This window comes from Pseudomonas sp. PDM30 (assembly GCF_019218985.1).
In the GTDB taxonomy this organism is placed as follows: Bacteria; Pseudomonadota; Gammaproteobacteria; order Pseudomonadales; family Pseudomonadaceae; genus Aquipseudomonas; species Aquipseudomonas jessenii.
This window is the reverse complement of sequence record NZ_JAHUWM010000002.1, coordinates 40,442-64,375: the sequence shown is the minus strand read 5'-3', so window position 1 is coordinate 64,375 and position 23,934 is coordinate 40,442. Positions and strand designations below refer to the sequence as shown.

Here is a 23,934-nt window from a genome sequence, read left to right as displayed (position 1 = left end):
CACTGACTATATGTTTCCTGAGTTTTCTGATTATCAATGAACAAGTAAGCATCATGATGCCCCTTTGTCAGATGAAGGGCTGAGCGGTACTGGTCGACAGGCAGTGAGTCGGTTACTGTATGGATATACAGATCAAGGAGTCCGCTGATGGTTAGCTCTCTGCCTCCCCGCGGCCGCGGCACCGCAACCAACCCGCACAACCGCTTTGCCCCCAGCCATTCGGTGGTTGAGGACGACGGCTGGTATCAGGAAGTACCGCTCACCCAGGGCACCGAGGTGAGCATTGAAACGGCGAAAACCATCATTACCCGCAATACGTCGCCGGACTTGCCCTTCGATCGATCGATCAATCCCTATCGCGGTTGCGAGCATGGCTGCATCTACTGCTACGCGAGGCCAAGCCATGCCTATTGGGACATGTCGCCCGGGCTGGATTTCGAGACAAAGCTGATCGCCAAGATCAACGCTGTGGATGTGTTGGAGCAACAACTGTCCAAACGCGGCTATCAATGTGCGCCGATCAACCTCGGCTCCAACACCGACCCCTATCAGCCGATCGAGCGTGAATACAGGATCACCCGGCATACCCTCGAAGTACTGCTGCGATATCGCCATCCCGTGACCATCGTCACCAAAGGCTCGCTGATCCTTCGCGATTTGGACCTGCTGACCGAACTTGCACAGCAAAACCTGGTGGCGGTGATGATCAGCCTGACCACCCTGGACGACGATCTCAAACGCATCCTTGAACCCCGCGCCGCAGCGCCCAAGGCCCGGTTGCGGGCGATCAGGGTCATGCGCGAGGCGGGCATTCCGGTGGGCGTCCTGTGTTCACCGATGATTCCGATGATCAACGACAGCGAACTCGAAAGCCTGCTCGCCGAGGCTCACGGCGCCGGAGCACAAAGCGCCGCCTACATGATGCTGCGTCTGCCGCTGGAAGTGGCGCCGCTGTTCGAAGAATGGCTGGGCGCCCACTATCCGCAACGGGCGGCGCATGTGCTGAGCCTGATTCGCCAGAGCCGTGGCGGTGAACTCTACGACAGCCGCTTTGGTGCTCGAATGCGCGGCGAAGGTCCCTTCGCCGACCTGCTGGCACAGCGTTTTGCCAAAGCCATCAAGCGCCTGGGGCTCAATCGCCGGGAAGGCTTTGACCTAGACTGCAATGCCTTTTGTCCGCCTGGTCGCCAAATGTCGTTGATTTGAGGACAATTGGCCTATGGTTGAGTACTGAAGATCGCGCTCGCGTCTTAGGCTGGTCACGTTTTTTGTGACCTGTAACACGCATTCTAGAGCGTTTTATTCAGTTTCAATTAAGATTCGGCCGCTACCTTGTTCATCGAGTGACTGATGGGTCGAGATGTTTGGCCTGGATGTTTTTTAACCAGCCACTGGCTTCACACCGGACCACACGGGATGACTCCCTGAGCCCGCCAATGAGGATGAATTGATGAGTGACAAGGATAAACAGTCGTTGGCTGCGTCGGCTTCAGCCCAACCCGAGGCCGAAACCGCCGATGCAGCGTTGCAGCATATCGTTGACGGCTTTTTGCATTTTCATCATGAGATCTTTCCTCAACAGGAAGAGCTCTTCAAGAAACTCGCCACGGCCCAGCGGCCACGAGCGATGTTCATCGCCTGCGCCGATTCGCGCATCGTTCCCGAGCTGATTACCCAGAGCTCCCCCGGCGACCTGTTCGTGACCCGTAACGTCGGCAACGTCGTGCCGCCTTACGGGCAAATGAACGGTGGTGTTTCCACGGCCATCGAGTACGCCGTACTGGCTCTTGGGGTGCATCACATCATCATTTGCGGGCATTCCGACTGCGGCGCCATGCGCGCGGTGCTCAACCCGGACAGTCTGGAAAAAATGCCCACGGTCAAAGCCTGGCTGCGTCATGCCGAAGTGGCCAAAACCATGGTGCAAGAGAACTGCAACTGCTCCAGCGAAAGCGAAAGCATGCACATCCTCACTGAAGAGAATGTGATCGCCCAGTTGCAGCATCTGCGCACCCATCCGTCGGTGGCTTCGCGCATGGCCAACGGTCAGCTATTTATTCACGGCTGGGTCTACAACATCGAAACCAGCGAAATCAAAGCGTACGACGCAGATCAAGGCTGTTTCCTGCCGCTCAATGGCAGCCTGCCAATTCCCGTGGCGACGCCCAAAGCGCGCTTCTAAATCCTCCTAAATCGTTGTGTGGTTCAGCCGAGGCTGCCGTTCAGGCAGCCTGGCTTTGCCATGCCTGAAGAAAAATTTCGGGAGACTCACCATGCGTGCTGCTCGACTCAAAGCTGTTCTGCCACGGGAGCTGCTGGCTTCGGTGGTTGTGTTTCTGGTCGCCCTGCCTCTGTGCATGGGCATCGCGATTGCTTCGGGGCTGCCGCCGGCCAAAGGCCTGATCACCGGCATCATCGGTGGTCTGGTGGTCGGCTGGTTGGCCGGTTCGCCACTGCAAGTCAGCGGCCCGGCGGCGGGCCTGGCCGTTCTGGTGTTCGAGTTGGTCCGCCAGCACGGCATCGCCATGCTCGGGCCGATACTGTTGTTGGCGGGTTTGCTGCAACTGGTGGCTGGCCGATTGAAGCTGGGCTGCTGGTTTCGAGTGAAGGCACCCGCGGTGGTGTACGGCATGCTGGCCGGGATTGGCGTGCTGATAATCCTGTCTCAGGTGCATGTGATGCTGGATGCCGTGCCCAAACCTTCGGGTCTGGATAACCTGGCGGCCTTCCCGGCGGCGCTGTCTCTGGCGTTGCCCACGTTTGGCTGGCAAGCCGGGTTGCTCGGTTTGTCGACAATCGCCGTCATGTGGCTGTGGGATAAATTCCGTCCGCAATCCCTGCGCTTCGTTCCTGGCGCGCTACTTGGGGTCGGTCTGGCCACGCTTGCCAGCCTGATGCTGGCGTTGCAGGTCAAACGGGTTGAGGTTCCGGCCAACCTGACGGAGGCCATCGACTGGCTCAAGCCAGAGGATCTGCTCAACCTGGCTGATCCGACCTTGCTGATCGCGGCGTTTGCCGTGGCTTTCATCGCGAGCGCCGAAACCTTGCTCTCAGCCGCCGCGGTTGATCGCATGCACAGTGGTCAGCGCTCGGACTTCGACCGGGAATTGTCGGCGCAAGGTATCGGCAACATGCTGTGTGGCCTGCTTGGAGCGTTGCCGATGACCGGCGTTATCGTACGCAGTTCGGCGAATGTTCAGGCTGGCGCAACCACGCGGTTTTCGACCATTTTCCACGGCCTGTGGTTGTTGGCGTTCGTACTGTTGCTGTCCAGCGTGCTGCAAAGCATTCCGGTGGCGAGCCTGGCGGGCGTGCTGGTGTACACCGGTTTCAAGCTGGTGGATCTCAAGGTATTCCGTAGTTTGGGCCGGTATGGTCGGGCGCCGATGTTCACCTATGCGGCAACCGCGCTCGCCATCGTTTTCACGGACCTGCTGACTGGCGTATTGATTGGCTTCGGCCTGACGCTGGTGAAACTTGCGCTGAAAGCTTCGCGGTTGAAAATCAGCCTGATCGACCTGCCTCAGGAAGGGGAAATGGAATTGCGCCTGGTGGGTGCGGCGACCTTCCTCAAAGTGCCGGCGCTGACCCAGGTGCTGGGTAGTATTCCACCAGGCGCGACGGTGCATGTGCCGCTTAACAACCTGAGCTACATCGATCACTCGTGTCTGGAGCTTCTGGAGGAGTGGGGTCGGGCGAATGCGGCCAAGGGTTCGAAGTTGTTGATTGAATCGCGGGGGCTGAAGCGCAGACTTGAAGGCAGGGTTCGTACCAACACGGGCATAGGTGCGGCTGGCTGAGGCCCGATGTGGGAGCGAGCTTGCTCGCGATGGCGGTAGATCAGTCAACTTTGATGTTGAATGACATAGCCTCATCGCGAGCAAGCTCGCTCCCACAGGGGATTGTGTTTACCGGTGAATCAAGCCGCCGGCTGATCCAGTTCCAGGCCTACGCCCAAACGGCGGGACATGCACGGCCAGCGTTTCCACGCGGCGCCGGTGTCCGGGCTGTTGAGCTTCTCGCGGTAGGCTTCCACGGACTCCAGTGCGAAGGTTTCGTCGTTGAGCATCTCGTCGATGGCGTGATGCACCACTTCGTCCAGTTGGTTGGCGAACGTCTCACCGATCAATTGGTGAGCAATCAGGTTGGCGACAGTCATGTCCAAGGGGATCAGTGGCTGGCCAAGATGCTTGATGTACAGGTCGTTGACCTCTTCGACAAACCGATGCGCCAGATAGGCTTCATCCAGCAGACTGTCGAGCCCGGCATGGCCGGCCATGATGGCTGGCGGCTGGAGGAAGTATTGCTCGGCGATTTTCAGCACCGGTTTGATCTGTGACTCAATGCCCGCTTCCCTGGCGACTTCATTGGCTGCATCCAGCAGATCAGGCACTTCTTCGATGTAGGCGGCGACAAATCGCGTCAGTACGCCTTTGGTATCGGCCTCCGGCAATTGGATCGCCGGGTGCAGATGAGCCAGTTTGCTTTCCAGTTGGCGCGTCAGCAGACCGGTCTCGGCTTCGTGTTGTTGGGCTGTTTGGATCTGCTCGCGCAATGCGGCGGTGTTCATGAAAACTCCAGGAAACAAGGCAATGAAATAGGGAAGACATAACTTAGCTGGCTTACGAAAAATGCTAAGACGCATTTGTCATAATTATTTCATCCTTGAGACGGTCCCGTTATATCGATTTGCCACCACTCGTCTGCATCCTTCTCCATTCGTGCCCTGCAACGCAAGTTAATGCTGTTTCAGATCATTTACGCCTTCGCATTGCGAGGTGAGAGTCGCTGTCTATACTCGGGGTGGAATGGAGTTAGCTGATGACGCCCGACTGCATATGCAGCAAGGCCCGGTGCTCAAGTTCGTAGTCTGATGCAGCCGCTCCCTTGCCGCAGGTGAAAGCCGGCGGGATAACAAGAACGATAAGGGGAACCCGCAATGATGCGACATCCACATGTCTGGATGGGCCTCCTGTTGTGGTCGATTTTCAGTCAGGCGCAAGCGGCCTGGACTGTGAATATGGCGCCTGGAGCGACTGAAATCAGTCACGCAGTATTCGACCTGCACATGATCATTTTCTGGATCTGTGTGGTGATCGGCATCATCGTATTTGGTGCCATGTTCTGGTCGATGATTCTCCACCGACGCTCGACCGGGCAGGTGGCCGCCAAATTTCATGAAAGCACCACCGTCGAAATCCTCTGGACCATCGTGCCCTTCCTGATCCTGGTGGCCATGGCGGTTCCCGCTACCGCGACCCTGATCAAAATGTACGACGCCAGTGAGCCGGAGATCGACATCCAGATCACCGGTTACCAGTGGAAGTGGCACTACAAATACCTGGGCCAGGACGTCGAGTTTTTCAGCAACCTGACCACCCCCCAGGATCAGATCAACAACAAGGAAGCCAAGGGCGAGCACTATCTGCTCGAAGTCGACAAGCCATTGGTGCTGCCAGTCGGTGCCAAGGTGCGCTTCCTTGTGACCTCCGCCGACGTGATCCACTCCTGGTGGGTGCCGGCTTTCGCGGTCAAGCGCGATGCGATTCCCGGGTTCGTCAATGAAGCCTGGACCCGTATCGACAAGCCCGGCATCTACCGTGGCCAGTGCGCCGAGTTGTGCGGCAAGGATCACGGCTTCATGCCGACCGTGGTCGAGGTCAAGGAAAAGCCCGATTACGAAAAATGGCTGGCCGATCGCAAGGCCGAGGCCGCGCAGCTCAAAGAGCTGACCAGCAAGGAATGGACGCTCGAGGAGCTCAAGGAACGCGGCGACAAGGTCTATCACACTACCTGCGTGGCCTGTCACCAGGCCGAAGGCCAGGGTCTGCCGCCGATGTTCCCGGCACTCAAGGGCTCGAAAATCGCCACCGGACCGAAAGACGCTCACCTGAGCATTGTCTTCCACGGCAAGCCTGGCACTTCCATGGCCGCATTCGGCAAGCAACTCTCGGAGGTCGATATCGCGGCGGTCGTGACCTATGAACGTAACGCCTGGGGCAACAACAAGGGCGACATGGTCACGCCTAAAGAAGTGCTGGAGCTGAAACAGGCGGAAAGCAAATGACGCGGTCTATTGCGCACGTAAGGAACCGGTCGGGGCTACGCACCCCGGCCTGCCCAGTCCATCTGTTTGCAGGAGACAGGACATGACTGCTGTAATCGATGAGCATGTTCATACCGCCACCGACCACGCCCATGGCCCCGCAAAAGGCCTGATGCGCTGGGTGCTGACCACCAACCACAAGGACATCGGTACGTTGTACCTGTGGTTTGCGTTCTCCATGTTCCTGCTTGGCGGTTCGTTCGCGATGGTGATTCGCGCCGAGCTGTTCCAGCCGGGGCTGCAGATCGTCCAGCCGGAATTTTTCAACCAGATGACCACCATGCACGGTCTGGTGATGGTCTTCGGTGCGGTGATGCCGGCCTTCGTCGGCCTCGCCAACTGGATGATCCCGCTGATGATCGGCGCGCCGGACATGGCCCTGCCGCGCATGAACAACTTCAGCTTCTGGCTCTTGCCGGCAGCGTTCCTGATGCTGGTGTCGACCCTGTTCACTGCCGGTGGCGGGCCGAACTTCGGCTGGACGTTCTATGCGCCGCTGTCGACGACCTACGCGCCGGAAAGCGTGACCTTCTTCATTTTCGCCATCCACTTGATGGGGATCAGTTCGATCATGGGCGCGATCAACGTGATCGCCACCATCCTCAACCTGCGCGCCCCCGGCATGACGCTGATGAAAATGCCGTTGTTCGTCTGGACCTGGCTGATCACCGCGTTCCTGCTGATTGCGGTGATGCCGGTACTGGCCGGTTGCGTGACGATGATGCTGATGGACATCCACTTCGGCACCAGTTTCTTCAGTGCCGCCGGTGGCGGAGACCCGGTGCTGTTCCAGCATGTGTTCTGGTTCTTCGGTCACCCCGAGGTGTACATCATGATCCTGCCGGCGTTCGGCGCCGTCAGCTCGATCATTCCGGCCTTTTCGCGCAAGCCATTGTTCGGCTACACCTCGATGGTCTACGCCACGGCGAGTATCGCGTTCCTGTCGTTCATCGTCTGGGCGCACCACATGTTCGTGGTCGGCATTCCGCTGGTGGGCGAGTTGTTCTTCATGTACGCCACGTTGCTGATTGCGGTGCCGACGGGCGTGAAGGTGTTCAACTGGGCCAGCACCATGTGGCAGGGCTCGCTGACGTTCGAGACGCCGATGCTGTTTGCCGTGGCGTTCGTGATCCTGTTCTCCATCGGCGGTTTCTCCGGGTTGATGCTGGCCATCGCCCCGGCGGACTTCCAGTACCAGGACACCTACTTCGTGGTCGCGCACTTCCATTACGTGCTGGTGCCGGGGGCGATCTTCGGGATCTTCGCCTCGGCCTACTACTGGCTGCCGAAATGGACCGGCCACATGTATGACGAAACCCTCGGCAAGCTGCATTTCTGGCTGTCGTTCATCGGCATGAACCTGGCCTTCTTCCCGATGCACTTTGTGGGGCTGGCGGGCATGCCACGACGGATTCCGGACTACAACCTGCAGTTCGCCGACTTCAACATGGTGTCGTCGATCGGCGCATTCATGTTCGGCGCCACGCAGATCTTTTTCCTGTTCATCGTGATCAAGACCATTCGCGGCGGCGCGCCGGCACCGGCCAAGCCGTGGGATGGGGCTGAAGGTCTGGAGTGGAGCATCCCGTCGCCGGCGCCGTATCACACCTTCACCACGCCGCCGGAAGTGAAATGAACGCCTGGCCCTTTGTAGGAGCGAGCTCGCTCGCGATGGTCGTCAACGATGACGCTGGAAGCCTGACACACCACGGCGCTCTCAAGTTTTTCGCGAGCAAGCTCGCTCCTGCAGGGTTGTGCGGAAATCATGGCTGACTCGATTTCGATGAAGAAACTGGTCACGCGCCTGCTGACCGTGGTGGTGGCAATGTTTGTGTTCGGCTTTGCCCTGGTGCCGATCTACGACGTGATGTGCAAGGCCTTCGGCATTAATGGCAAGACCGGCGGGCAGTACGAGGGTGAGCAAACGGTCGACACCTCGCGGCAGGTGCGCGTGCAGTTTCTGTCGACCAACACCGCCGACATGCCGTGGGACTTTTACCCCAAACATGACGAATTGACCGCGAACCCGGGGGCGGTGAACGAGATGATCTTCATCGCCCACAACCCCACCGATAAACCGATGAGCGCCCAAGCCGTGCCGAGCATCGCGCCCAGCAATGCGGCGGCGTACTTCCACAAGACCGAATGTTTCTGCTTTACCCAGCAAGTGCTGCAGCCCGGTCAGCGGATCGAGATGCCGGTACGTTTCATCGTTGACCGTGATATGCCCAAGGATGTGAAGCACCTGACGCTGTCCTACACGCTGTTCGATATCACCGCCCGACATCCACCGGTAGCTGTAAACACTGGCGGCTGAGCGTGCCCGATAAGGAGAACAATAAATGGCAACTCATGAACATTATTACGTCCCGGCCCAGAGCAAATGGCCGATCATCGCCACGGTCGGGATGTTCGTCACGGTGTTTGGCCTGGCCACCTGGTTCAATGATCTGAAAGCAGCGCGTCCGGAATCCCACGGGCCGCTAATCTTTTTCGTCGGCGGGCTGTTGCTGGCCTACATGCTGTTTGGCTGGTTCGGCACGGTGATCAAGGAAAGTCGCGGCGGCTTGTACAGCGCACAGATGGATCGCTCGTTCCGCTGGGGCATGAGCTGGTTCATTTTCTCGGAGGTGATGTTCTTCATCGCCTTTTTTGGCGCGCTGTTTTATGTGCGTCAAATCTCCGGACCGGCGCTCGGTGGTGAAGGCGCCAAAGGTATGGCGCATATGCTGTGGCCGAACTTCCAGTTCACCTGGCCGCTGCTGAGCAACCCCGACTCGAAACTGTTTCCGCCGCCCAAGGAAGTCATTAGCCCCTGGGGCCTGCCGCTGCTCAATACCGTGTTGCTGGTCAGTTCCAGCGTGACCGTGACCATCGCCCACCATGCCTTGAAAAAGGGCCATCGCGGCGCACTGAAACTCTGGCTGGCGCTCACTGTATTGCTCGGCAGTGCGTTCCTCATCTTCCAGGCCGAAGAGTACATGCACGCCTACCGCGAACTGGGCCTGACCCTGGGCTCGGGCATCTACGGCGCGACCTTCTTCATGCTCACCGGGTTCCATGGCGCCCACGTCACCATCGGCACCATCATCCTGTTCGTGATGCTGATGCGGATCATGCGCGGGCACTTCGACAACGAGCACCAGTTCGGTTTCGAAGCGGCGACCTGGTACTGGCACTTCGTGGATGTGGTGTGGATCGGGCTGTTTGTTTTCGTCTATGTGCTTTAAAGCAGCAGTTACCAGGGGGCATTGGAAACCAGCTGGCCGCTGAAAAAGCCCCAGGCAATCAAGCCAAGGGTAAGGGCGGCCAGGGTCACACGAACACTCAAGGCAATGACGAGGCGGTTTGAGCGGCTGTCGTCCTTGACCAGAAAAAACAGGCCGCTGAACAGGCTGACAACCGTGGCAATCAGCATCAGGACGATGGCTGCTTTGAGCATGGTGAGACTCCGGGGGGACAAGCGATGTACTTGAGTATAGCTATCGCGATGACCGATTTTCTGGCAATGCCATGAAGTGCTTTCGGCCAGGTATCGTGCCAACGCTGGTGGTGGCGCTGCTGCTGCCGCTACTGGTGTCCCTGGGGTTCTGGCAGTTGAGTCGGGGCGCGGAGAAAAGCGCGCTGCTGCAAAGCTACACCGAGCGGCGGGCCGCCGAGCCGATGGCCAGCACCGAACTGCAACACACGACAGACCCGGCCTTCCGTCGGGTTCACCTGTACGGCCGGTTCGATGCCGAACACAGCCTGCTGCTGGATAACAGTCAGCGCAACGGCAGGGTTGGCGTCGAGCTGTTGCAACCCTTTCACGATCAGGCCACCGGGCTTTGGCTGCTGGTCAATCGCGGCTGGTTGCCTTGGCCGGAGCGCCGCACACCACCGCAATTCAAGACACCCACCGAGGCGGTAAGCCTTGACGCGTGGGTCTACGTCTCCCCTGGGGCGACGTTCCAATTGCACGCAGATCCCACAACGTTGACATGGCCGAAGCTGATTACGGCCGTTGAGCCAGACAAGCTCTGGACAGCACTGAATCGCGAAGGCTTTGCCTACGAACTACGTGCCGAAACCGGACCCGCCATCTACCAGGCCGACTGGCCCGTAGTCGCCATGGGCCCGGAAAAACACATCGCTTATGCCGTGCAGTGGTTCGCCATGGCGATCGTCCTGTTCGGTCTTTATCTCTATCTCGGCTGGCACAACGCAAAGGAGAAACACCATGGGAGCGGCCATGAATCCACCCAGCATGTCTGAGGCGAAACCGTTGGTGAACCGGCGCAAGGGCCGTATGCAACTGCTGCTGATCCTGCTCGGGGTGATCGGTCCGATGATCCTTGCCACCGGCATGTACAAGCTGAATTTCTGGGTTCCCGAGGGCCGCAGTTATCACGGCGAGCTGATCGGTAACGGTCAGACCCGGGCGGACATCGGCGTGCAGGCCCAGGAAGAGCGTTGGCAGATACTGGTGACCGCGCCCAAGGATTGCGCGGTGGACTGCCAGCAACTGGTGTATCTGGCGCGGCAAATCCAGATCGGCCTGGGCCGCGATGCGTCCCGCGCCAGCCATGCATTGGCCACCGCGCAGACGCTGAACAGCGATTACGAGACTAAACTTCAACGCGAGTACCCGCAGTTGCAACGTTATTCACTGGACTTGCCTGCCTACACAAAAGGCGCTCAGAGCAATGACGTGCCGCACCTGTGGATCATCGACCCCCACGGCAATCTGGTGCTGCGCTACGACCCGTCGGTGAAGGGCAAGGACTTGCTCAACGATCTGCGCCACCTGCTGAAACTGTCGAACATCGGATAAGGGCATCGTCATGGCCAAGCCTGGATTTCGCCTCGCGTTGTTTGCCACCTTGCTGGCACTGATTGTGGTGTTGCTCGGCGCCTACACCCGCCTGACCCACGCCGGCCTCGGCTGCCCGGACTGGCCCGGCTGCTATGGCTTCATCAGCGTGCCGAAAAGCGAAGCCCAACTGGCCCATGCCGAATTGCATTTCCCGGACGCTCCGGTCGAGGCCCATAAGGGCTGGAACGAGATGATCCACCGCTACTCCGCCGGCACGCTGGGGCTGTTAATCGCGGTGTTGGCGGGTCGTGCGTGGGTGCATCGCCGCCATCCCGGACAGCCGGTGAAGCTGCCGTTGTTCCTGTTGGCGGTGGTTTTTGGTCAGGCCGCGTTCGGCATGTGGACGGTAACGCTCAAGCTCTGGCCGCAGGTGGTCACCGGGCATTTGCTGGGCGGCTTCGCGACCTTGAGCCTGTTGTTTCTGCTGACCTTGCGCCTGTCCGGCGTACTGCCGGCGTTGACGGTGCCACGACGTTTACAGCACTGGGCGACGGCAGGGCTGTTGCTGGTGATCGGGCAAATCGCCCTCGGGGGCTGGGTCAGTTCCAATTACGCCGCCGTGGCCTGCATCGACTTTCCGACCTGCCACGGCCAGTGGTTGCCAGCGGCGGACTTCGCCAACGGCTTTCACCTGACCCAGCACATCGGCCCGAACTACCTCGGCGGGCAACTGGACAGCGATGCCCGTACGGCCATTCACCTGACTCATCGCATCGGCGCGTTACTGGTCACCCTGGTATTGCTCGGTCTGGCCTGGCAACTGAAGGCGGTTGGCATGACGCGCCTGGCAGGCCTGGTGCTGATCGCCCTCGGCGCACAAATCACCCTGGGCATCAGCAACGTGCTGTTCCATCTGCCGCTGCCGGTGGCCGTCGCGCATAACGCGGGCGGCGCGGCGCTGTTGCTGACCATGGTGCTGGTCAATTACCACGCCCGAACCAGTCTGGTTCGGGTCAAGCAAGCGCGCTGGCACTTCAGCCCACGTAAACACTCAGCCGGGCCCATAACAATAAAAGGAGAAATGCCATGGCGATTCTGATCGGCGAACGTCCCAGTCAGGCGATCTGGCGTGACTACCTGGAACTGACCAAGCCCAAAGTCGTGGTGCTGATGCTCATCACTTCGCTGGTGGGGATGTTCCTCGCGACCCGCGCCGGGGTGCCGTGGACGGTGCTGATTTTCGGCAACCTGGGCATCGCCCTGTGTGCCGGTGGCGCGGCGGCGGTCAATCATGTGGTGGACCGGCGCATCGACGCGGTGATGGCGCGCACCCACAAGCGGCCGCTCGCCGAAGGCCGGGTTTCGCCGACCGCCGCGCTGACGTTCGCGCTGGTATTGGCGGTCCTCGGGCAAGCCATGCTGCTGGCGTTCACCAACCCGCTGACCGCGTGGCTGACCCTCGCCTCGTTGCTCGGCTACGCGGTGGTCTACACCGGATTCCTCAAGCGCGCGACCCCGCAGAACATCGTCATCGGTGGTCTGGCCGGTGCCGCGCCGCCATTGCTCGGCTGGACCGCCGCCACCGGTCACGTCAGCGCCGAACCGCTGCTGCTGGTGCTGATCATCTTCGCCTGGACCCCGCCGCACTTCTGGGCGCTGGCGATCCATCGCAAGGAGGAATACGCCAAGGCCGACATCCCGATGTTGCCGGTCACCCATGGCGAGCACTACACCAAGATTCACATCCTGCTTTATACCTTCGCATTGCTTGCCGTCAGCCTGATGCCTTATGTGATCCACATGAGCGGCACGCTCTACCTGGTCTGTGCGCTCGGGCTGGGCGCGCGGTTTCTGCAATGGGCCGTGGTGCTGTACCGTGGCACTCGGCCGCACGCGGCGATCAACACGTTCAAGTACTCTATCTACTACTTGTTCCTGCTGTTTATCGCCCTGCTCGTAGACCACTACCTATTGTTGAACCTATGACTCGAACCCAGAAAACCGTCTTCATACTTGTCGCCCTGGTCGCACTGATCCTGGGCCTGACCGTCAACAAGGTGCTGTCCGGGAAAAACCAGGGCGATCCGACGGCACTGATCGACGCCGGCATCATCTTGCTGCCGCAGAGCCGTAATCTGCCGGACGTGATGATGACCAATCAGGACGGCCAGCCGGTCGCGATCAATGAATTGAAAGGCAAGTGGAGCCTGCTGTTCTTCGGCTACACCTTCTGCCCGGACATCTGCCCGACCACCCTCGCCCAGTTGCGGCAGATAAAGAGCGAGTTGCCGCCCGAGGCTGTGGATAAATTGCAGATCGTGCTGGTCAGCGTCGACCCGAACCGCGATACGCCCAAGCAGCTCAAGCAGTACCTGGGCTACTTCGACCCGCAGTTCATCGGCCTGACCCCGGCGTCGACCGATGAACTGCAAACGATCGCCAACGCGGTGAGCATTCCGTTCATTCCGGCTGACACGAGCAAGCCGAACTACACCGTTGACCACAGTGGCAACCTCGCGGTGATCGGGCCGGATGGGACGCAGCGTGGGTTCATTCGGGCGCCGTTGAACAATGCGAAGCTGGTGGCGCAGTTGCCGGTGATGCTCAAGCGCAACTGAAAACACCACCAAACCCTGTGGGAGCGAGCTTGCTCGCGATGGCGGTGGATCAGTCAGCTTGGATGTTGAATGTTATGGCCCCATCGCGAGCAAGCTCGCTCCCACTGGGGCCGTATTTCCAGGCACAAAAAAGGGGATGCACTTGGCATCCCCTTTTGCATTGCAGCAGTTCGATCAGAACGCCGGCACTACTGCGCCTTTGTACTTCTCGAGAATGAAGGCCTTCACTTCCGGGCTGTGTAGGGCAGCCACCAGTTTCTTCATCGCATCGGTGTCCTTGTCGTCTGGACGGGCAACGAGGATGTTCACGTAAGGCGAGTCGCTGCCTTCGATGAACAGCGCGTCCTTGGCCGGATCAAGCTTGGCTTCCAGCGCGTAGTTGGTGTTGATCAGCGCCAGGTCGACCTGAGTCAGCACGCGCGGGATGGTCGCGGCTTCCAGTTCGCGGATTTTCAGATCCTTGGTGTTCTCGGTGATGTCCTTGACGGTCGACAGGATGTTGTTCGAATCCTTCAACTTGATCAGGCCGGACTTGGCCATCAGCAACAGCGCACGGCCGCCGTTGGTAGCGTCGTTCGGGATGACCACGTTGGCACCGCCAGGCAGTTCAGCGATGGTCTTGTACTTGCTGGAGTAAGCGCCCAGGGGCTCCAGATGCACGCCAGCCACAGAAACCAGATGGATGCCCTTGGCCTTGTTGAACTCATCCAGGTACGGCTGGTGCTGGAAGAAGTTGGCGTCCAGGCGTTTTTCCGCGACCTGCACGTTCGGCTGGATGTAGTCGGTAAATACCTTGACCTTCAGGTCCACGCCTTCTTTGGCCAGGGCCGGCTTCACGAATTCGAGGATCTCGGCGTGCGGAACCGGAGTGGCCGCGACGGTCAGGGTTTCAGCGTGGGCAGAGAATGCCGCAACGGCCGCGAAGGCCACGAGTAGTTTTTTCATTCAGCTAACTCCATGTGAGGCGCCCGTTTGGCGCCTGCCAGCGAATGGCCGGCTCATGTCTTACTTACGGGAAAAGTGGACGACCAATTTGTCGCCAACGGTTTGCAGTATCTGGACCAGTACCAGCAGCAACACCACTGTCACCACCATCACATCGGTCTGGAAACGCTGGTAACCGAAACGGATCGCCAGGTCACCCAGACCACCAGCGCCAACGACTCCGGCCATCGCCGTGTAGGACACCAGTGTAATGGCGGTCACCGTAATCGCCGCGAAGATGCCCGGACGAGCCTCAGGCAGCAAGGCATTGGTGATGATCTGTCGTGTAGTCGCGCCCATGGCCTGGGTCGCTTCGATGATGCCGCGATCCACTTCACGCAGGGCGGTTTCCACCAGACGCGCGAAAAACGGCGTGGCACCCACTACCAGCGGCGGAATTGCACCGGCGACACCAAGGGAGGTACCGGTGATCAACACGGTGAACGGAATCATCACGATCAGCAGGATGATGAACGGCAGCGAGCGCAGGATGTTCACCACCAGCGACAACATCGCGTAGATGCCTTTGGCTTCCAGCAACTGGCGCGGGCTGCACAGGAACAGCAGCACACCCAGCGGCAGGCCAAGCAGTACGGTGAACAACAGCGAACCACCCAGCATCAGCAAGGTGTCACCGGTGGCCAGCCAGATTTCGAACCAGTCGATATTGGCGAAGAAACTTGTCAGGGCTTCCATTAGCGCAGCACCTCCATGTGGACGTCGGCTGCGGTGAAGCGGGCGAAGGCTGCTTCCATGTCGCCGCCGGTCACGGCCAGGGTCAGTTGCCCGTAGGGGATGTCTTTGATGCGGTCGATGCGACCGGCCAGGATGCTGTAGTCCACGCCGGTTTCCCGGGCGACGGTGCCCAGCAACGGCGCGTAGGTTGCGTCGCCCTGGAAGGTCAGACGCACGATGCGGCCTGGCACGTGAGCGAAGTCGTCACGCTGTTCGCTTTCGTCGATCTGCTCGTCTTCCTGCACGAAGCGCTTGGTGGTCGGGTGCTTCGGATGCAGGAACACTTCGGCCACCGAGCCTTGCTCGACGATCACGCCGGCGTCCATCACGGCTACCTGGTCGCAGACCCGGCGGATCACGTCCATCTCGTGGGTGATCAACACGATGGTCAGTTTCAGCTCGCGATTGATCTCGGCCAGCAATTGCAGGACCGATGCGGTGGTTTGCGGGTCGAGGGCGCTGGTGGCTTCGTCGCACAGCAGGATTTTTGGCTTGGTCGCCAGTGCACGGGCAATGCCGACACGCTGCTTCTGCCCGCCGGACAATTGCGCCGGGTACTTTTTCGCGTGGTCGGACAAGCCGACCCGCGCCAGCAACTCGGCCACGCGCGAATCGATCTCGCTGCGCGACAATTCGCCGGCCAGGGTCAGAGGCAGCGCGACGTTGTCGGCGACAGTCTTGGAGGCCAGCAGGTTGAAGTGCTGGAAAATCATCCCGACCTGCTGACGGAAGCGGCGCAGGCCGTTGGCGTCGAGTGCAGTGACTTCTTCACCGTCGACGGTGATTTTGCCGCCACTGGCGTTTTCCAGGCGATTGATCAGACGCAGCAGGGTGCTTTTTCCTGCGCCGGAATGACCGATCAAGCCGTAAACCTGCCCGTTCTCAATCGTCAGACTGGTCGGATGCAGGGCGGGGATTTCCTTACCGGCGACGCGGTAGGTTTTATGGACGTTTTGAAACTCGATCACGTAGCGAACCTTGTGGGGCGCGTTAGAAAAGGATCAGCGGTTAGCCGGGCGCGCATTTTAGCCTGTCCGTATAGAGGTTCTTAGCATTTATTTCGTATTTGTCCTGTCATTTGGCAATAACGCGATCAAAGGTCAGAAAAAAGGAACGGCTGAAGAAGCACGTCAGTCACTACTTAGGCCACTGGAATACGCCTGAGGAGTTCACGCCTGATGAGTACCAAGAAGCCTGCCGCCACCCGGAGTGCCCTGGCCGGGTCCGATACCCCGGACCGCCACAACACCAACGCCAAGCTCGACAGCCTGGAAACATTTCGCTCCGATGCCACTGAGCAAGCCTTGCGCACCAACCAGGGCGTAAAAGTGGCGGACAACCAGAACACCCTGAAGGCCGGGGCCCGCGGGCCGTCTTTGCTGGAAGATTTCATCATGCGTGAAAAGATCACGCATTTTGATCACGAGCGGATCCCGGAGCGTATCGTTCACGCTCGCGGGACCGGTGCCCATGGTTATTTCCAGAGTTATGAAAGTCACTCTGTGCTGACCAAGGCCGGTTTCCTGCAGGATCCGGCGAAGAAAACCCCGGTCTTCGTGCGCTTTTCCACGGTACAGGGGCCGCGAGGGTCCGGCGATACCGTGCGCGACGTGCGAGGTTTCGCCGTGAAGTTCTTCACCGACGAAGGCAATTTCGACCTGGTGGGCAACAACATGCCGGTGTTCTTCATTCAGGACGCCATCAAGTTTCCTGACTTCGTGCACGCGGTCAAACCCGAGCCACACAACGAAATCCCTACCGGGGGCTCGGCCCATGACACCTTCTGGGACTTTGTCTCGCTGGTGCCGGAGTCGGCGCATATGGTGATGTGGGCGATGTCCGACCGGGCGATCCCGAAAAGCCTGCGCAGCATGCAGGGCTTCGGCGTGCATACCTTCCGCCTGATCAACGCCGAAGGAAAATCGCGGTTCGTCAAATTCCACTGGCGACCCACGGCCGGCACTTGCTCGTTGGTGTGGGACGAAGCGCAGAAGCTTGCGGGAAAAGATGCCGACTACCACCGTCGTGATCTGTGGGAGTCGATCGAGATCGGCGACTACCCGGAGTGGGAGTTGGGCGTGCAGATCATCGAAGAAGAGAACGAACATGCCTTCGATTTCGACATTCTCGACCCCACCAAGCTGATCCCCGAAGAATTGGTCCCTATCACGCCGCTGGGCAAGATGGTGCTGAACCGCAACCCGGACAACTTCTTCGCCGAAACCGAGCAGGTTGCCTTCTGCCCCGGGCATATCGTCCCGGGGATCGACTTTTCCAACGACCCTCTGCTGCAAGGTCGATTGTTTTCCTACACTGACACGCAAATCAGCCGACTTGGTGGGCCGAACTTTCACGAGATCCCGATCAACCGTCCGGTGTCACCCTTCCACAATGGCCAGCGGGATGCGCAGCACCGCACCACTATCGACAAGGGACGTGCCTCCTATGAGCCGAACTCCATTGATGGCGGCTGGCCGAAGGAAACGCCGGCCTCCGCTCAGGACGGCGGGTTCGATAGCTACCCGGAACGCATCGACGCCAACAAGATTCGCCAGCGCAGCGAGTCGTTCGCGGACCACTTCTCCCAGGCTCGCTTGTTTTTCCACAGCATGAGTAAGCATGAGCGGGAGCACATCATCTCGGCCTATAGCTTTGAGTTGGGCAAGGTTGAGCGCGAAGCGATCCGCGTCCGGGAAGTGAACGAAATCCTCGCCAATATCGATCTGGAGTTGGCCAGGCGCGTGGCGCAGAACCTTGGATTGCCTGCGCCCAGTCGAGGAACCATCGAGGTGCGCAAAACTTCACTGGATCATTCACCTGCACTGAGCCAGGCCAATCTGTTGCCGGAAACCATCAAGACGCGAAAAGTCGCGTTTTTGGTGGCAAACGGCGTTGATGTCGCTTCGATCGCTGCAATGAAGAAAGCGCTGGAAGCAGAGGGCGCCCACGCGAAACTGTTAGGGCCGAGTTCGGCGCCAGTGAAAACGGCTGATGGCAAAACCCTGGCTGTCGATGCTTCGATGGAGGGTTCGCCGTCAGTGGTGTTCGATGCGGTGTACGTGCCGGGCGGAGCCGCGTCGATCAAGGGGTTGAGCACTGACGGGGTGGCGCTGCATTACTTGCTGGAGGCATACAAGCATCTGAAGGCTATTGCCTTGCAGGGCGAGGCGAAGCAGTTGCTGGATGTGTTGAAACTGGAGGCTGATGCGGGATTGATCGTGGGTGCGGATGCGAAATTGATCAAACCGTTTTTGGCCGCGATCGGGCAGCATCGGGTTTGGGACAGGGAGGCGAAGGCCAAGGCGATTCCGGCCTGAAGATCTGCGGAGCCAGGGAGACCGCCATCGCGAGCAAGCTCGCTCCTACAGTAGAGAAGTGTTGGTCACAAAATGTGTGGGCAACCCGAAACCCTGTGGGAGCGAGCTTGCTCGCGATGCTTTTAAGATTTACGAGGTGTTAGAACCATCTGCGCCGGGACACTGCGCAAAATCTGCCGCTCCAGCTTCAGATCAAACTCAGGATCGAGTTTCTTTACCCGTTTGGTCAGCAAGTTGGCCAGCCAAGGGTAATCATTAGTGCGTGGAGCCTGAATGCTCACGTCGCACTGAAAATTCACCACATCGGCGGCAATGGCATCCAGTTGGCGACGCAGTTTGCCCATATCGTTGATATTGAGCACGACCGTGGTGCTTTCAGCCGTCAGGTCGATAACCTTGGCTTTTGGCTTGGCTTCGGCAGCCTTGAGGGCGGCTTCGGCTCTTTCCAGTTCGGCCTTGCGCGCCTGGGCAATCGAGCCGTTGACTCCGCCGGTCAGTGCCGGAGCCTTGGGCATCAACGCGCGGGCACGGCTCAGGGCAGTTGCTGCGGCATCCACGTCACCCTTTTGCAGCACGATCTGGCTGCGGCGCAGATAGGCTTCGGCCAGCTGCCGCTGGTATTGCTCAAGGGAAGTATCGTTGGGCGATTCGGCCTGCAAGGCTGCCAATTGGTCTTCGGCGATGGCCAGTTCATCGCTGGCGATGTTTTGTTCCAGTTGTACGATGGCCGCGGCCCGCGCATCGGCGGCTTCGGTGGCCGCCGGTGGCGTGCTTTGGCAGGCGCCCAGCAGCAAAGAAAATGCGACAAGGAGCAGATAACGGGAGGCGAACGACTTCATTCCTGCGACTCTCTATTTGCGCAAAAAACGAGCAAGTCTACACCCCTCGACGGGGCAGAACAAAACTCAGCAGAAATAGCGCGGCGGCCGTCACCACAATCGACGGGCCAGCCGGGGTGTCCTTGAACCAGGACAGCGCCAGCCCGCCACACACGGCGAGTATGCCCAGCAGGCTCGCGCCCAGTGCCATCTGTTCCGGCGAGCGAGCATGACGTTGTGCCGCCGCCGCCGGGATGATCAGCAACGAAGTGATCAGCAACACGCCGACGATTTTCATCGCCACGGCAATTACCACGGCGATCAACAGCATTAACGCCAGGCGCAATCCCGCCACGGGCAAACCTTCGACCCTGGCCAGTTCTTCATGCACCGTGATCGCCAGCAATGGGCGCCACAACGTAACCAGCAAGACCAGTACCGCCGCGCTGCCGCCAAGAATCCAGGCCAGATCGGTCGGGCTGATCGCCAGCAGGTCACCGAACAGATAGGCCATCAGGTCGATCCGCACTTCGTGCATGAAGCTTAGTACCACCAGGCCCAGAGAGAGCGTGCTGGGTGCGAGAATTCCCAAAAGTGTGTCGGATGCCAGCGGCTGGCGTTGTTGCAACGTCACCAGCATCACCGCCAACAGCAAGCAGCCAACAGTGACGGCAACGGTCGGGCTGACATCCAGCAAAAAGCCCAGGGCCACGCCGAGCAATGCCGCGTGGGACAGGGTGTCGCCGAAATAGGCCATGCGCCGCCAGACCACGAAAGACCCCAGCGGGCCTGCGACGACGGCCAGGGCCAGGCCTGCAAGCAGGGCGTAGAGCAGAAAATCAGCCATGCTTGCAGCTATCTCCGTGAACATGGGGTTGGCCCGACGCGGGCGCCTTGACCACCGAGCCATGCAAGTCGTGGGCGTGGTCGTGATGGTGGTGATAAATCGCCAGGCTTTGTGCGTTCTTTCCGAACAGCTCGACGAAAGCCGGATCGCCGCTGACCTGCTCGGGATGGCCGGAACAGCATACGTGACGATTGAGGCAAACCACCTGGTCCGTGGTGCTCATCACCAGATGCAAATCGTGGGAGACCATCAGCACACCGCAACCATGACGGTCACGCAGGCGGGTGATCAGGCTGTACAGCTCGGCCTGGCCGGCCACGTCGACGCCCTGTACCGGTTCGTCGAGTACCAGCAGTTCCGGTTCGCGCAACAAGGCACGGGCCAGTAACACACGTTGCATTTCGCCACCGGAAACGCTTTGCACCGGGCTGTCGATCACCTGTTCGGCGCCGACTTCCTTGAGTGCAGCCAAGGCCATCGCACGGTCCACCCCCGGTACCAGGCGCAGGAAACGCAGGACCGACAGCGGGAGGGTCGGATCGACATGGAGTTTTTGCGGCATGTAACCGACCCGCAGTTTCGGCTTGCGCCAGACGCTGCCGCTGTCCGGTTTCAACAGGCCGAGCACGGCACGCACCAGGGTGGTTTTGCCTGCGCCGTTGGGGCCGATCAGGGTAACGATCTGCCCCGGCTCGACGCTCAGTTCGATGTTGTCCAGCACCGGTTGCCCGGCGAACGTGACGGCAACCTGCTCAAGACGGATCAGCGCGTTGCTCATCAAGCCCCCTGGCAACCGGAGCAGAGACCGACCACTTCAACGGTCTGGCCTTCGACGACAAACCCGACATCCCTGGCGCTGGCGATGATCGCGTCGCTGATGGATTTTTGCTCAAGTTCGATCGCGGCGTGGCACACACGGCAGATCAGGAACTGACCCTGGTGAGCATGTTCCGGGTGGTTGCAGCCGATGAAGGCGTTGAGCGAGGAAATCCGATGGACCAGGCCGTTTTCCAGCAGGAAATCCAGCGCGCGGTACACCGTCGGCGGTGCGGCGCGACGACCGTCCTGTTCGCTGAGGACCGCGAGAATGTCGTAGGCACCCAAAGGCTTGTGGCTTTGCCACACCAGCTCCAGCACTCGCCGGCGCAACGCGGTCAGGCGCAGACCTTGACGTGCGCACAGGGCATCGGCCTCGGACAAAGCGCTGTGAACGCAATGTGAGTGGTCGTGGGGACGGCTGGCGATCGGTGTTTTTAGCATGAGCGGCGACGAGGTTTGTGAGAGACGTTATTATGTTACCCGTTCTCGCCTCTTCGAGTGGTCATCGTGTCCCGACTTTTTTCTGTTTTTGTCGCATTTATCGCAAGTTTTCTGCTGATCGGTTCGGCGCAGGCCGAGGTCAAGGTCCTTACCAGCATCAAGCCTCTGCAACTGATCGCCGCGGCGGTGCAGGATGGCGTGGCGATCCCCGAGGTTTTGCTGCCACCGGGTGCCTCACCGCATAACTATGCGTTGCGCCCTTCCGACGTACGCAAGGTGCAATCGGTGGACCTGCTGTACTGGATCGGCCCGGACATGGAGGGCTTCCTGCCACGTGTGCTCAATGGCCGTACGTTGCCCAACGTCGCCGTGCAGGATTTGCCGGGCATGAAACTGCGTCACTTTGCCGAAGATAACCACTCCCACGCTGAAGAAGCCGACGAACACGACCACGATCACCGTCCGGGCAGCCTGGATGCGCACTTGTGGCTGTCGCCGGTCAACGCCCGGGTCATCGCCACGAAAATGGCGGCTGATCTGAGTGCCGCCGATCCTGCAAATGCCGCGCGCTATCAGAGCAATCTGAAAGCCTTCGACGAGCGTCTCGATGCACTGGATGCGCGCCTGAAGAAGCGCCTGGCCGAGGTTCAGGGCAAGCCCTACTTCGTTTTCCACGAAGCCTTCGACTACTTCGAAGACGCCTACGGCCTCAAGCACGTGGGTGTGTTCAGCGTCGCGGCCGAAGTGCAACCCGGTGCCCAGCATGTCGCGGCGATGCGCGCGCGATTGCAGGAAGTCGGCAAGACCTGCGTGTTCAGCGAACCGCCGCTGCGGCCCCGTCTGGCGGAAACACTGGTGGCGGGTTTGCCGGTGAAACTGGCTGAACTGGATGCGCTGGGCGGGTACACGCCGGCGACGGCCCAGGGCTATGAGCAGGTGTTGGAGAAATTGGGGAATGATCTGGCGGGGTGCCTGGAGTCGTTGTAACCGACACCAGACCCTGTGGGAGCGAGCTTGCTCGCGAAGGCGGCATTACATCAACATCAATGTTGACTGACCTGCCGCTATCGCGAGCAAGCTCGCTCCCACAGGTCAAAGCCTTTAAAGGGCGAAAGGCAACGGCGTATTGACCGTCTGCCGCTGCGCCAGGCGCAACTGGAACTCCATCGGATCGTGAATCAACACATCCTGTCCGGCAAACGACTCCGCCGCGATCAGGCGTGACAACCAGAACCGTACGCAAGCCACCCGCAGCATGGTCGGCCACAACTCGGCTTCAGCGGCGGTGAACGGTCGCAAGGCCGCGTAAGCGCCCAGCAAGGCCCGCGCTCGCGGTCCATCGATTACGCCATCGTCGTCCGAGCACCAGTCGTTCAAGGCAATCGCCACGTCGTAGAGCATCGGCCCGGAGCAGGCGTTGTAGAAGTCGATCAGCCCGGTCAGGTGCGTGCCTTCGAACATCGCGTTGTCGCGGAACAGGTCGGCGTGAATGTTCGCCCGCGGCAGTGCCAGGATTTTTTCCTTCTGCCGGGTGATTTCTTCCAGCGCCCGTTGCAGCAGGTCTTTCTGTTCGGCATCGAGGTGCGACAAAAACTGTGTGCCCTCCTCCAGCATCCAGTCCAGGCCGCGATCGGTTTTGCGCTTGATCATATTGGCCTGGGTCGCCAGGTGCAGATGGCCGAGCAATTCACCCACCTGCGCGCAATGTTGCGCGTTGGCTTGCTTGATGTGCTTGCCGGCCAGGCGCGGTTGCAGCAACGCAGGTTTGCCCGCCAGTTCGCGCAAGGCCACACCGTCTGTGGTGCGCAAGGCGTAAGGCACCGGCAGGTCGGCGCCGTGCAGTACGTCGAGCAGTTCGATGAAGAACGGCATCTCCTGAACCGGGCCGCGCTCGACCAAGGTCAGGACAAACTCGCCCTGCTCCAGGCTGATAAAGAAGTTGGTGTTTTCGCTACCGGCGGCAATCCCCTGGAAATCAAGCAGGCGGCCGAGGCCATAAGGGGCGAGAAAAGCTTCCAGCTCGGGCCGAGCCAGGGGGGTGAACACAGACATGTTTAAACTGCCAGTACGGGCGCCGCTGTTGAGCCGGCGCCGATTAAAGTTAAGGACGACTTACCACTTAAAAATTTCCCACGCCGGAATCAGCATATCCGGGTAGTCGGAACGGACGAAGTTTCCCTCCGAGCCATCCGCGCGCACCAGGAAATACGGTTTGCCAACCTTTGGGGTGACCTTGATGGCGTACAAAAAGCCGTTTTGCCGGTATTCCTGAATGAGTTTATCCCCTTCCGTGCGAATGGTGACATCCGGGTCCGCCGATGGCGCATCGTCCGCCGCCATCACGGCCGATGGTGCGATTGCAAACAAGCCAGCCAGCAACAGGCGATTTAGTGTGCGCATGATAACCTTGTCCCTTTGTCGTCAACGGTCCCGCTATTCTAGCGCCGGACCCGC

25 protein-coding genes and 1 pseudogene are annotated in these 23,934 nt (G+C 59.8%); 15 read left to right on the top strand and 11 right to left on the bottom strand.

Translation table 11 applies throughout. The features are described 5' to 3' along the window. Positions 1-147 precede the first annotated feature (147 nt). The 3 genes from KW840_RS04285 (at position 148) to KW840_RS04275 (ending at position 3,800) form a co-directional block, all read left to right on the top strand. Positions 148-1,206 carry a PA0069 family radical SAM protein gene (locus tag KW840_RS04285; RefSeq protein WP_218494535.1) on the top strand — a complete coding sequence of 353 codons (1,059 nt, stop codon included), beginning with the start codon at positions 148-150 and terminating at the stop codon, positions 1,204-1,206. Between the two features lie 244 nt (positions 1,207-1,450). After that, entirely contained in the window at positions 1,451-2,182 is a 732-nt protein-coding gene (locus tag KW840_RS04280) for a carbonic anhydrase (RefSeq protein ID WP_218494534.1), read from the top strand. Between the two features lie 91 nt (positions 2,183-2,273). Then, the gene (locus tag KW840_RS04275) at positions 2,274-3,800 is read left to right on the top strand and encodes a SulP family inorganic anion transporter (RefSeq protein ID WP_218494533.1); all 1,527 of its coding nucleotides are present in this window, start codon (positions 2,274-2,276) and stop codon (positions 3,798-3,800) included. Between the two features lie 119 nt (positions 3,801-3,919). Here KW840_RS04275 and KW840_RS04270 read toward each other — a convergent pair whose 3' ends face one another. Further along, the gene (locus KW840_RS04270) at positions 3,920-4,570 is read right to left on the bottom strand and encodes a hypothetical protein (protein ID WP_057712613.1); all 651 of its coding nucleotides are present in this window, start codon (positions 4,568-4,570) and stop codon (positions 3,920-3,922) included. A gap of 369 nt (positions 4,571-4,939) precedes the next feature. On the opposite strand from KW840_RS04270, the gene coxB reads away from it, so the two are divergent. From coxB to KW840_RS04250, 5 genes and pseudogenes are all read left to right on the top strand, one after another. Then, positions 4,940-6,067: a cytochrome c oxidase subunit II gene (coxB, locus tag KW840_RS04265; RefSeq protein WP_218494532.1), complete on the top strand. Its 1,128-nt coding sequence runs from the start codon at positions 4,940-4,942 to the stop codon at positions 6,065-6,067. 82 nt (positions 6,068-6,149) lie between these two features. Then, positions 6,150-7,742, top strand: coding sequence for a cytochrome c oxidase subunit I (gene ctaD, locus KW840_RS04260; RefSeq protein WP_057712611.1), 1,593 nt, complete (start codon positions 6,150-6,152; stop codon positions 7,740-7,742). After that, a pseudogene (locus tag KW840_RS28910) lies at positions 7,739-7,864 on the top strand (outer membrane lipoprotein carrier protein LolA); the annotation flags it as partial. The gene ctaD and the pseudogene KW840_RS28910, both read left to right, overlap by 4 nt. A gap of 7 nt (positions 7,865-7,871) precedes the next feature. After that, the gene (locus tag KW840_RS04255) at positions 7,872-8,423 is read left to right on the top strand and encodes a cytochrome c oxidase assembly protein (RefSeq protein ID WP_056726726.1); all 552 of its coding nucleotides are present in this window, start codon (positions 7,872-7,874) and stop codon (positions 8,421-8,423) included. Between the two features lie 25 nt (positions 8,424-8,448). Continuing rightward, positions 8,449-9,336, top strand: a complete 888-nt coding sequence (locus KW840_RS04250) for a cytochrome c oxidase subunit 3 (RefSeq protein WP_057712610.1) — start codon at positions 8,449-8,451, stop codon at positions 9,334-9,336. Positions 9,337-9,344: 8 nt separating this feature from the next. Here KW840_RS04250 and KW840_RS04245 read toward each other — a convergent pair whose 3' ends face one another. Further along, positions 9,345-9,548 (bottom strand): twin transmembrane helix small protein, encoded by a 204-nt coding sequence (locus tag KW840_RS04245; protein WP_057712609.1) that lies wholly within the window; start codon positions 9,546-9,548, stop codon positions 9,345-9,347. Positions 9,549-9,619: 71 nt separating this feature from the next. Here KW840_RS04245 and KW840_RS04240 point away from each other — a divergent pair, with 71 nt between their 5' ends. The 5 genes from KW840_RS04240 to KW840_RS04220 are packed head-to-tail and all read left to right on the top strand — an operon-like array spanning position 9,620 to position 13,519. Continuing rightward, entirely contained in the window at positions 9,620-10,360 is a 741-nt protein-coding gene (locus tag KW840_RS04240; RefSeq protein ID WP_218494531.1) for an SURF1 family protein, read from the top strand. Next, entirely contained in the window at positions 10,326-10,919 is a 594-nt protein-coding gene (locus KW840_RS04235) for a hypothetical protein (protein ID WP_090457722.1), read from the top strand. The genes KW840_RS04240 and KW840_RS04235 overlap by 35 nt, the downstream gene beginning before the upstream one ends. Before the next feature lie 10 nt (positions 10,920-10,929). Beyond that, positions 10,930-12,000 (top strand): heme A synthase, encoded by a 1,071-nt coding sequence (locus KW840_RS04230; RefSeq protein WP_150812643.1) that lies wholly within the window; start codon positions 10,930-10,932, stop codon positions 11,998-12,000. Next, on the top strand, positions 11,988-12,887 hold the full coding sequence (gene cyoE / locus KW840_RS04225; RefSeq protein WP_008045805.1) for a heme o synthase: 900 nt from the start codon (positions 11,988-11,990) through the stop codon (positions 12,885-12,887). The genes KW840_RS04230 and cyoE overlap by 13 nt, the downstream gene beginning before the upstream one ends. Then, entirely contained in the window at positions 12,884-13,519 is a 636-nt protein-coding gene (locus tag KW840_RS04220; RefSeq protein WP_057712605.1) for an SCO family protein, read from the top strand. The genes cyoE and KW840_RS04220 overlap by 4 nt, the downstream gene beginning before the upstream one ends. 174 nt (positions 13,520-13,693) lie before the next feature. On the opposite strand, the gene KW840_RS04215 is transcribed toward KW840_RS04220, so the two are convergent. From KW840_RS04215 to KW840_RS04205, 3 genes are read right to left on the bottom strand one after another with little or no spacing between them, the layout of a single operon-like run. Beyond that, complete coding sequence (locus KW840_RS04215) at positions 13,694-14,464, bottom strand: MetQ/NlpA family ABC transporter substrate-binding protein (RefSeq protein WP_218494530.1); 771 nt, start codon at positions 14,462-14,464, stop codon at positions 13,694-13,696. 60 nt (positions 14,465-14,524) lie between these two features. Beyond that, positions 14,525-15,199, bottom strand: a complete 675-nt coding sequence (locus tag KW840_RS04210; RefSeq protein WP_218494529.1) for a methionine ABC transporter permease — start codon at positions 15,197-15,199, stop codon at positions 14,525-14,527. Then, the gene (locus KW840_RS04205; RefSeq protein WP_057712602.1) at positions 15,199-16,206 is read right to left on the bottom strand and encodes a methionine ABC transporter ATP-binding protein; all 1,008 of its coding nucleotides are present in this window, start codon (positions 16,204-16,206) and stop codon (positions 15,199-15,201) included. Before KW840_RS04205 ends, KW840_RS04210 begins: the two co-directional genes overlap by 1 nt. Positions 16,207-16,416: 210 nt before the next feature. Between KW840_RS04205 and katE the strand changes: the two genes are divergently transcribed. After that, on the top strand, positions 16,417-18,555 hold the full coding sequence (gene katE / locus KW840_RS04200) for a catalase HPII (RefSeq protein WP_218494528.1): 2,139 nt from the start codon (positions 16,417-16,419) through the stop codon (positions 18,553-18,555). A gap of 122 nt (positions 18,556-18,677) precedes the next feature. Here the strand turns inward: katE and KW840_RS04195 are convergent, their stop codons facing one another. The 4 genes from KW840_RS04195 to zur are packed head-to-tail and all read right to left on the bottom strand — an operon-like array spanning position 18,678 to position 21,480. Next, a complete protein-coding gene (locus tag KW840_RS04195) occupies positions 18,678-19,394 on the bottom strand; it encodes a PA5502 family lipoprotein (RefSeq protein WP_218494527.1) in 717 nt (238 codons plus the stop codon). A gap of 37 nt (positions 19,395-19,431) precedes the next feature. Further along, on the bottom strand, positions 19,432-20,220 hold the full coding sequence (gene znuB, locus KW840_RS04190; RefSeq protein ID WP_057712600.1) for a zinc ABC transporter permease subunit ZnuB: 789 nt from the start codon (positions 20,218-20,220) through the stop codon (positions 19,432-19,434). Continuing rightward, complete coding sequence (gene znuC / locus KW840_RS04185; RefSeq protein WP_007989407.1) at positions 20,213-20,998, bottom strand: zinc ABC transporter ATP-binding protein ZnuC; 786 nt, start codon at positions 20,996-20,998, stop codon at positions 20,213-20,215. The genes znuB and znuC overlap by 8 nt, the downstream gene beginning before the upstream one ends. Then, complete coding sequence (gene zur, locus KW840_RS04180; protein ID WP_008045818.1) at positions 20,998-21,480, bottom strand: zinc uptake transcriptional repressor Zur; 483 nt, start codon at positions 21,478-21,480, stop codon at positions 20,998-21,000. Before zur ends, znuC begins: the two co-directional genes overlap by 1 nt. Before the next feature lie 66 nt (positions 21,481-21,546). Between zur and znuA the strand changes: the two genes are divergently transcribed. Then, entirely contained in the window at positions 21,547-22,467 is a 921-nt protein-coding gene (znuA, locus tag KW840_RS04175) for a zinc ABC transporter substrate-binding protein ZnuA (protein ID WP_218494526.1), read from the top strand. A gap of 114 nt (positions 22,468-22,581) precedes the next feature. Here znuA and KW840_RS04170 read toward each other — a convergent pair whose 3' ends face one another. Together KW840_RS04170 and KW840_RS04165 are read right to left on the bottom strand one after the other, a co-directional pair. Beyond that, positions 22,582-23,532: a homoserine kinase gene (locus tag KW840_RS04170; RefSeq protein ID WP_007969797.1), complete on the bottom strand. Its 951-nt coding sequence runs from the start codon at positions 23,530-23,532 to the stop codon at positions 22,582-22,584. A 60-nt stretch (positions 23,533-23,592) separates the two neighbouring features. After that, positions 23,593-23,880, bottom strand: coding sequence for a DUF2782 domain-containing protein (locus tag KW840_RS04165; RefSeq protein WP_057712597.1), 288 nt, complete (start codon positions 23,878-23,880; stop codon positions 23,593-23,595). Between the last annotated feature and the right edge of the window lie 54 nt (positions 23,881-23,934).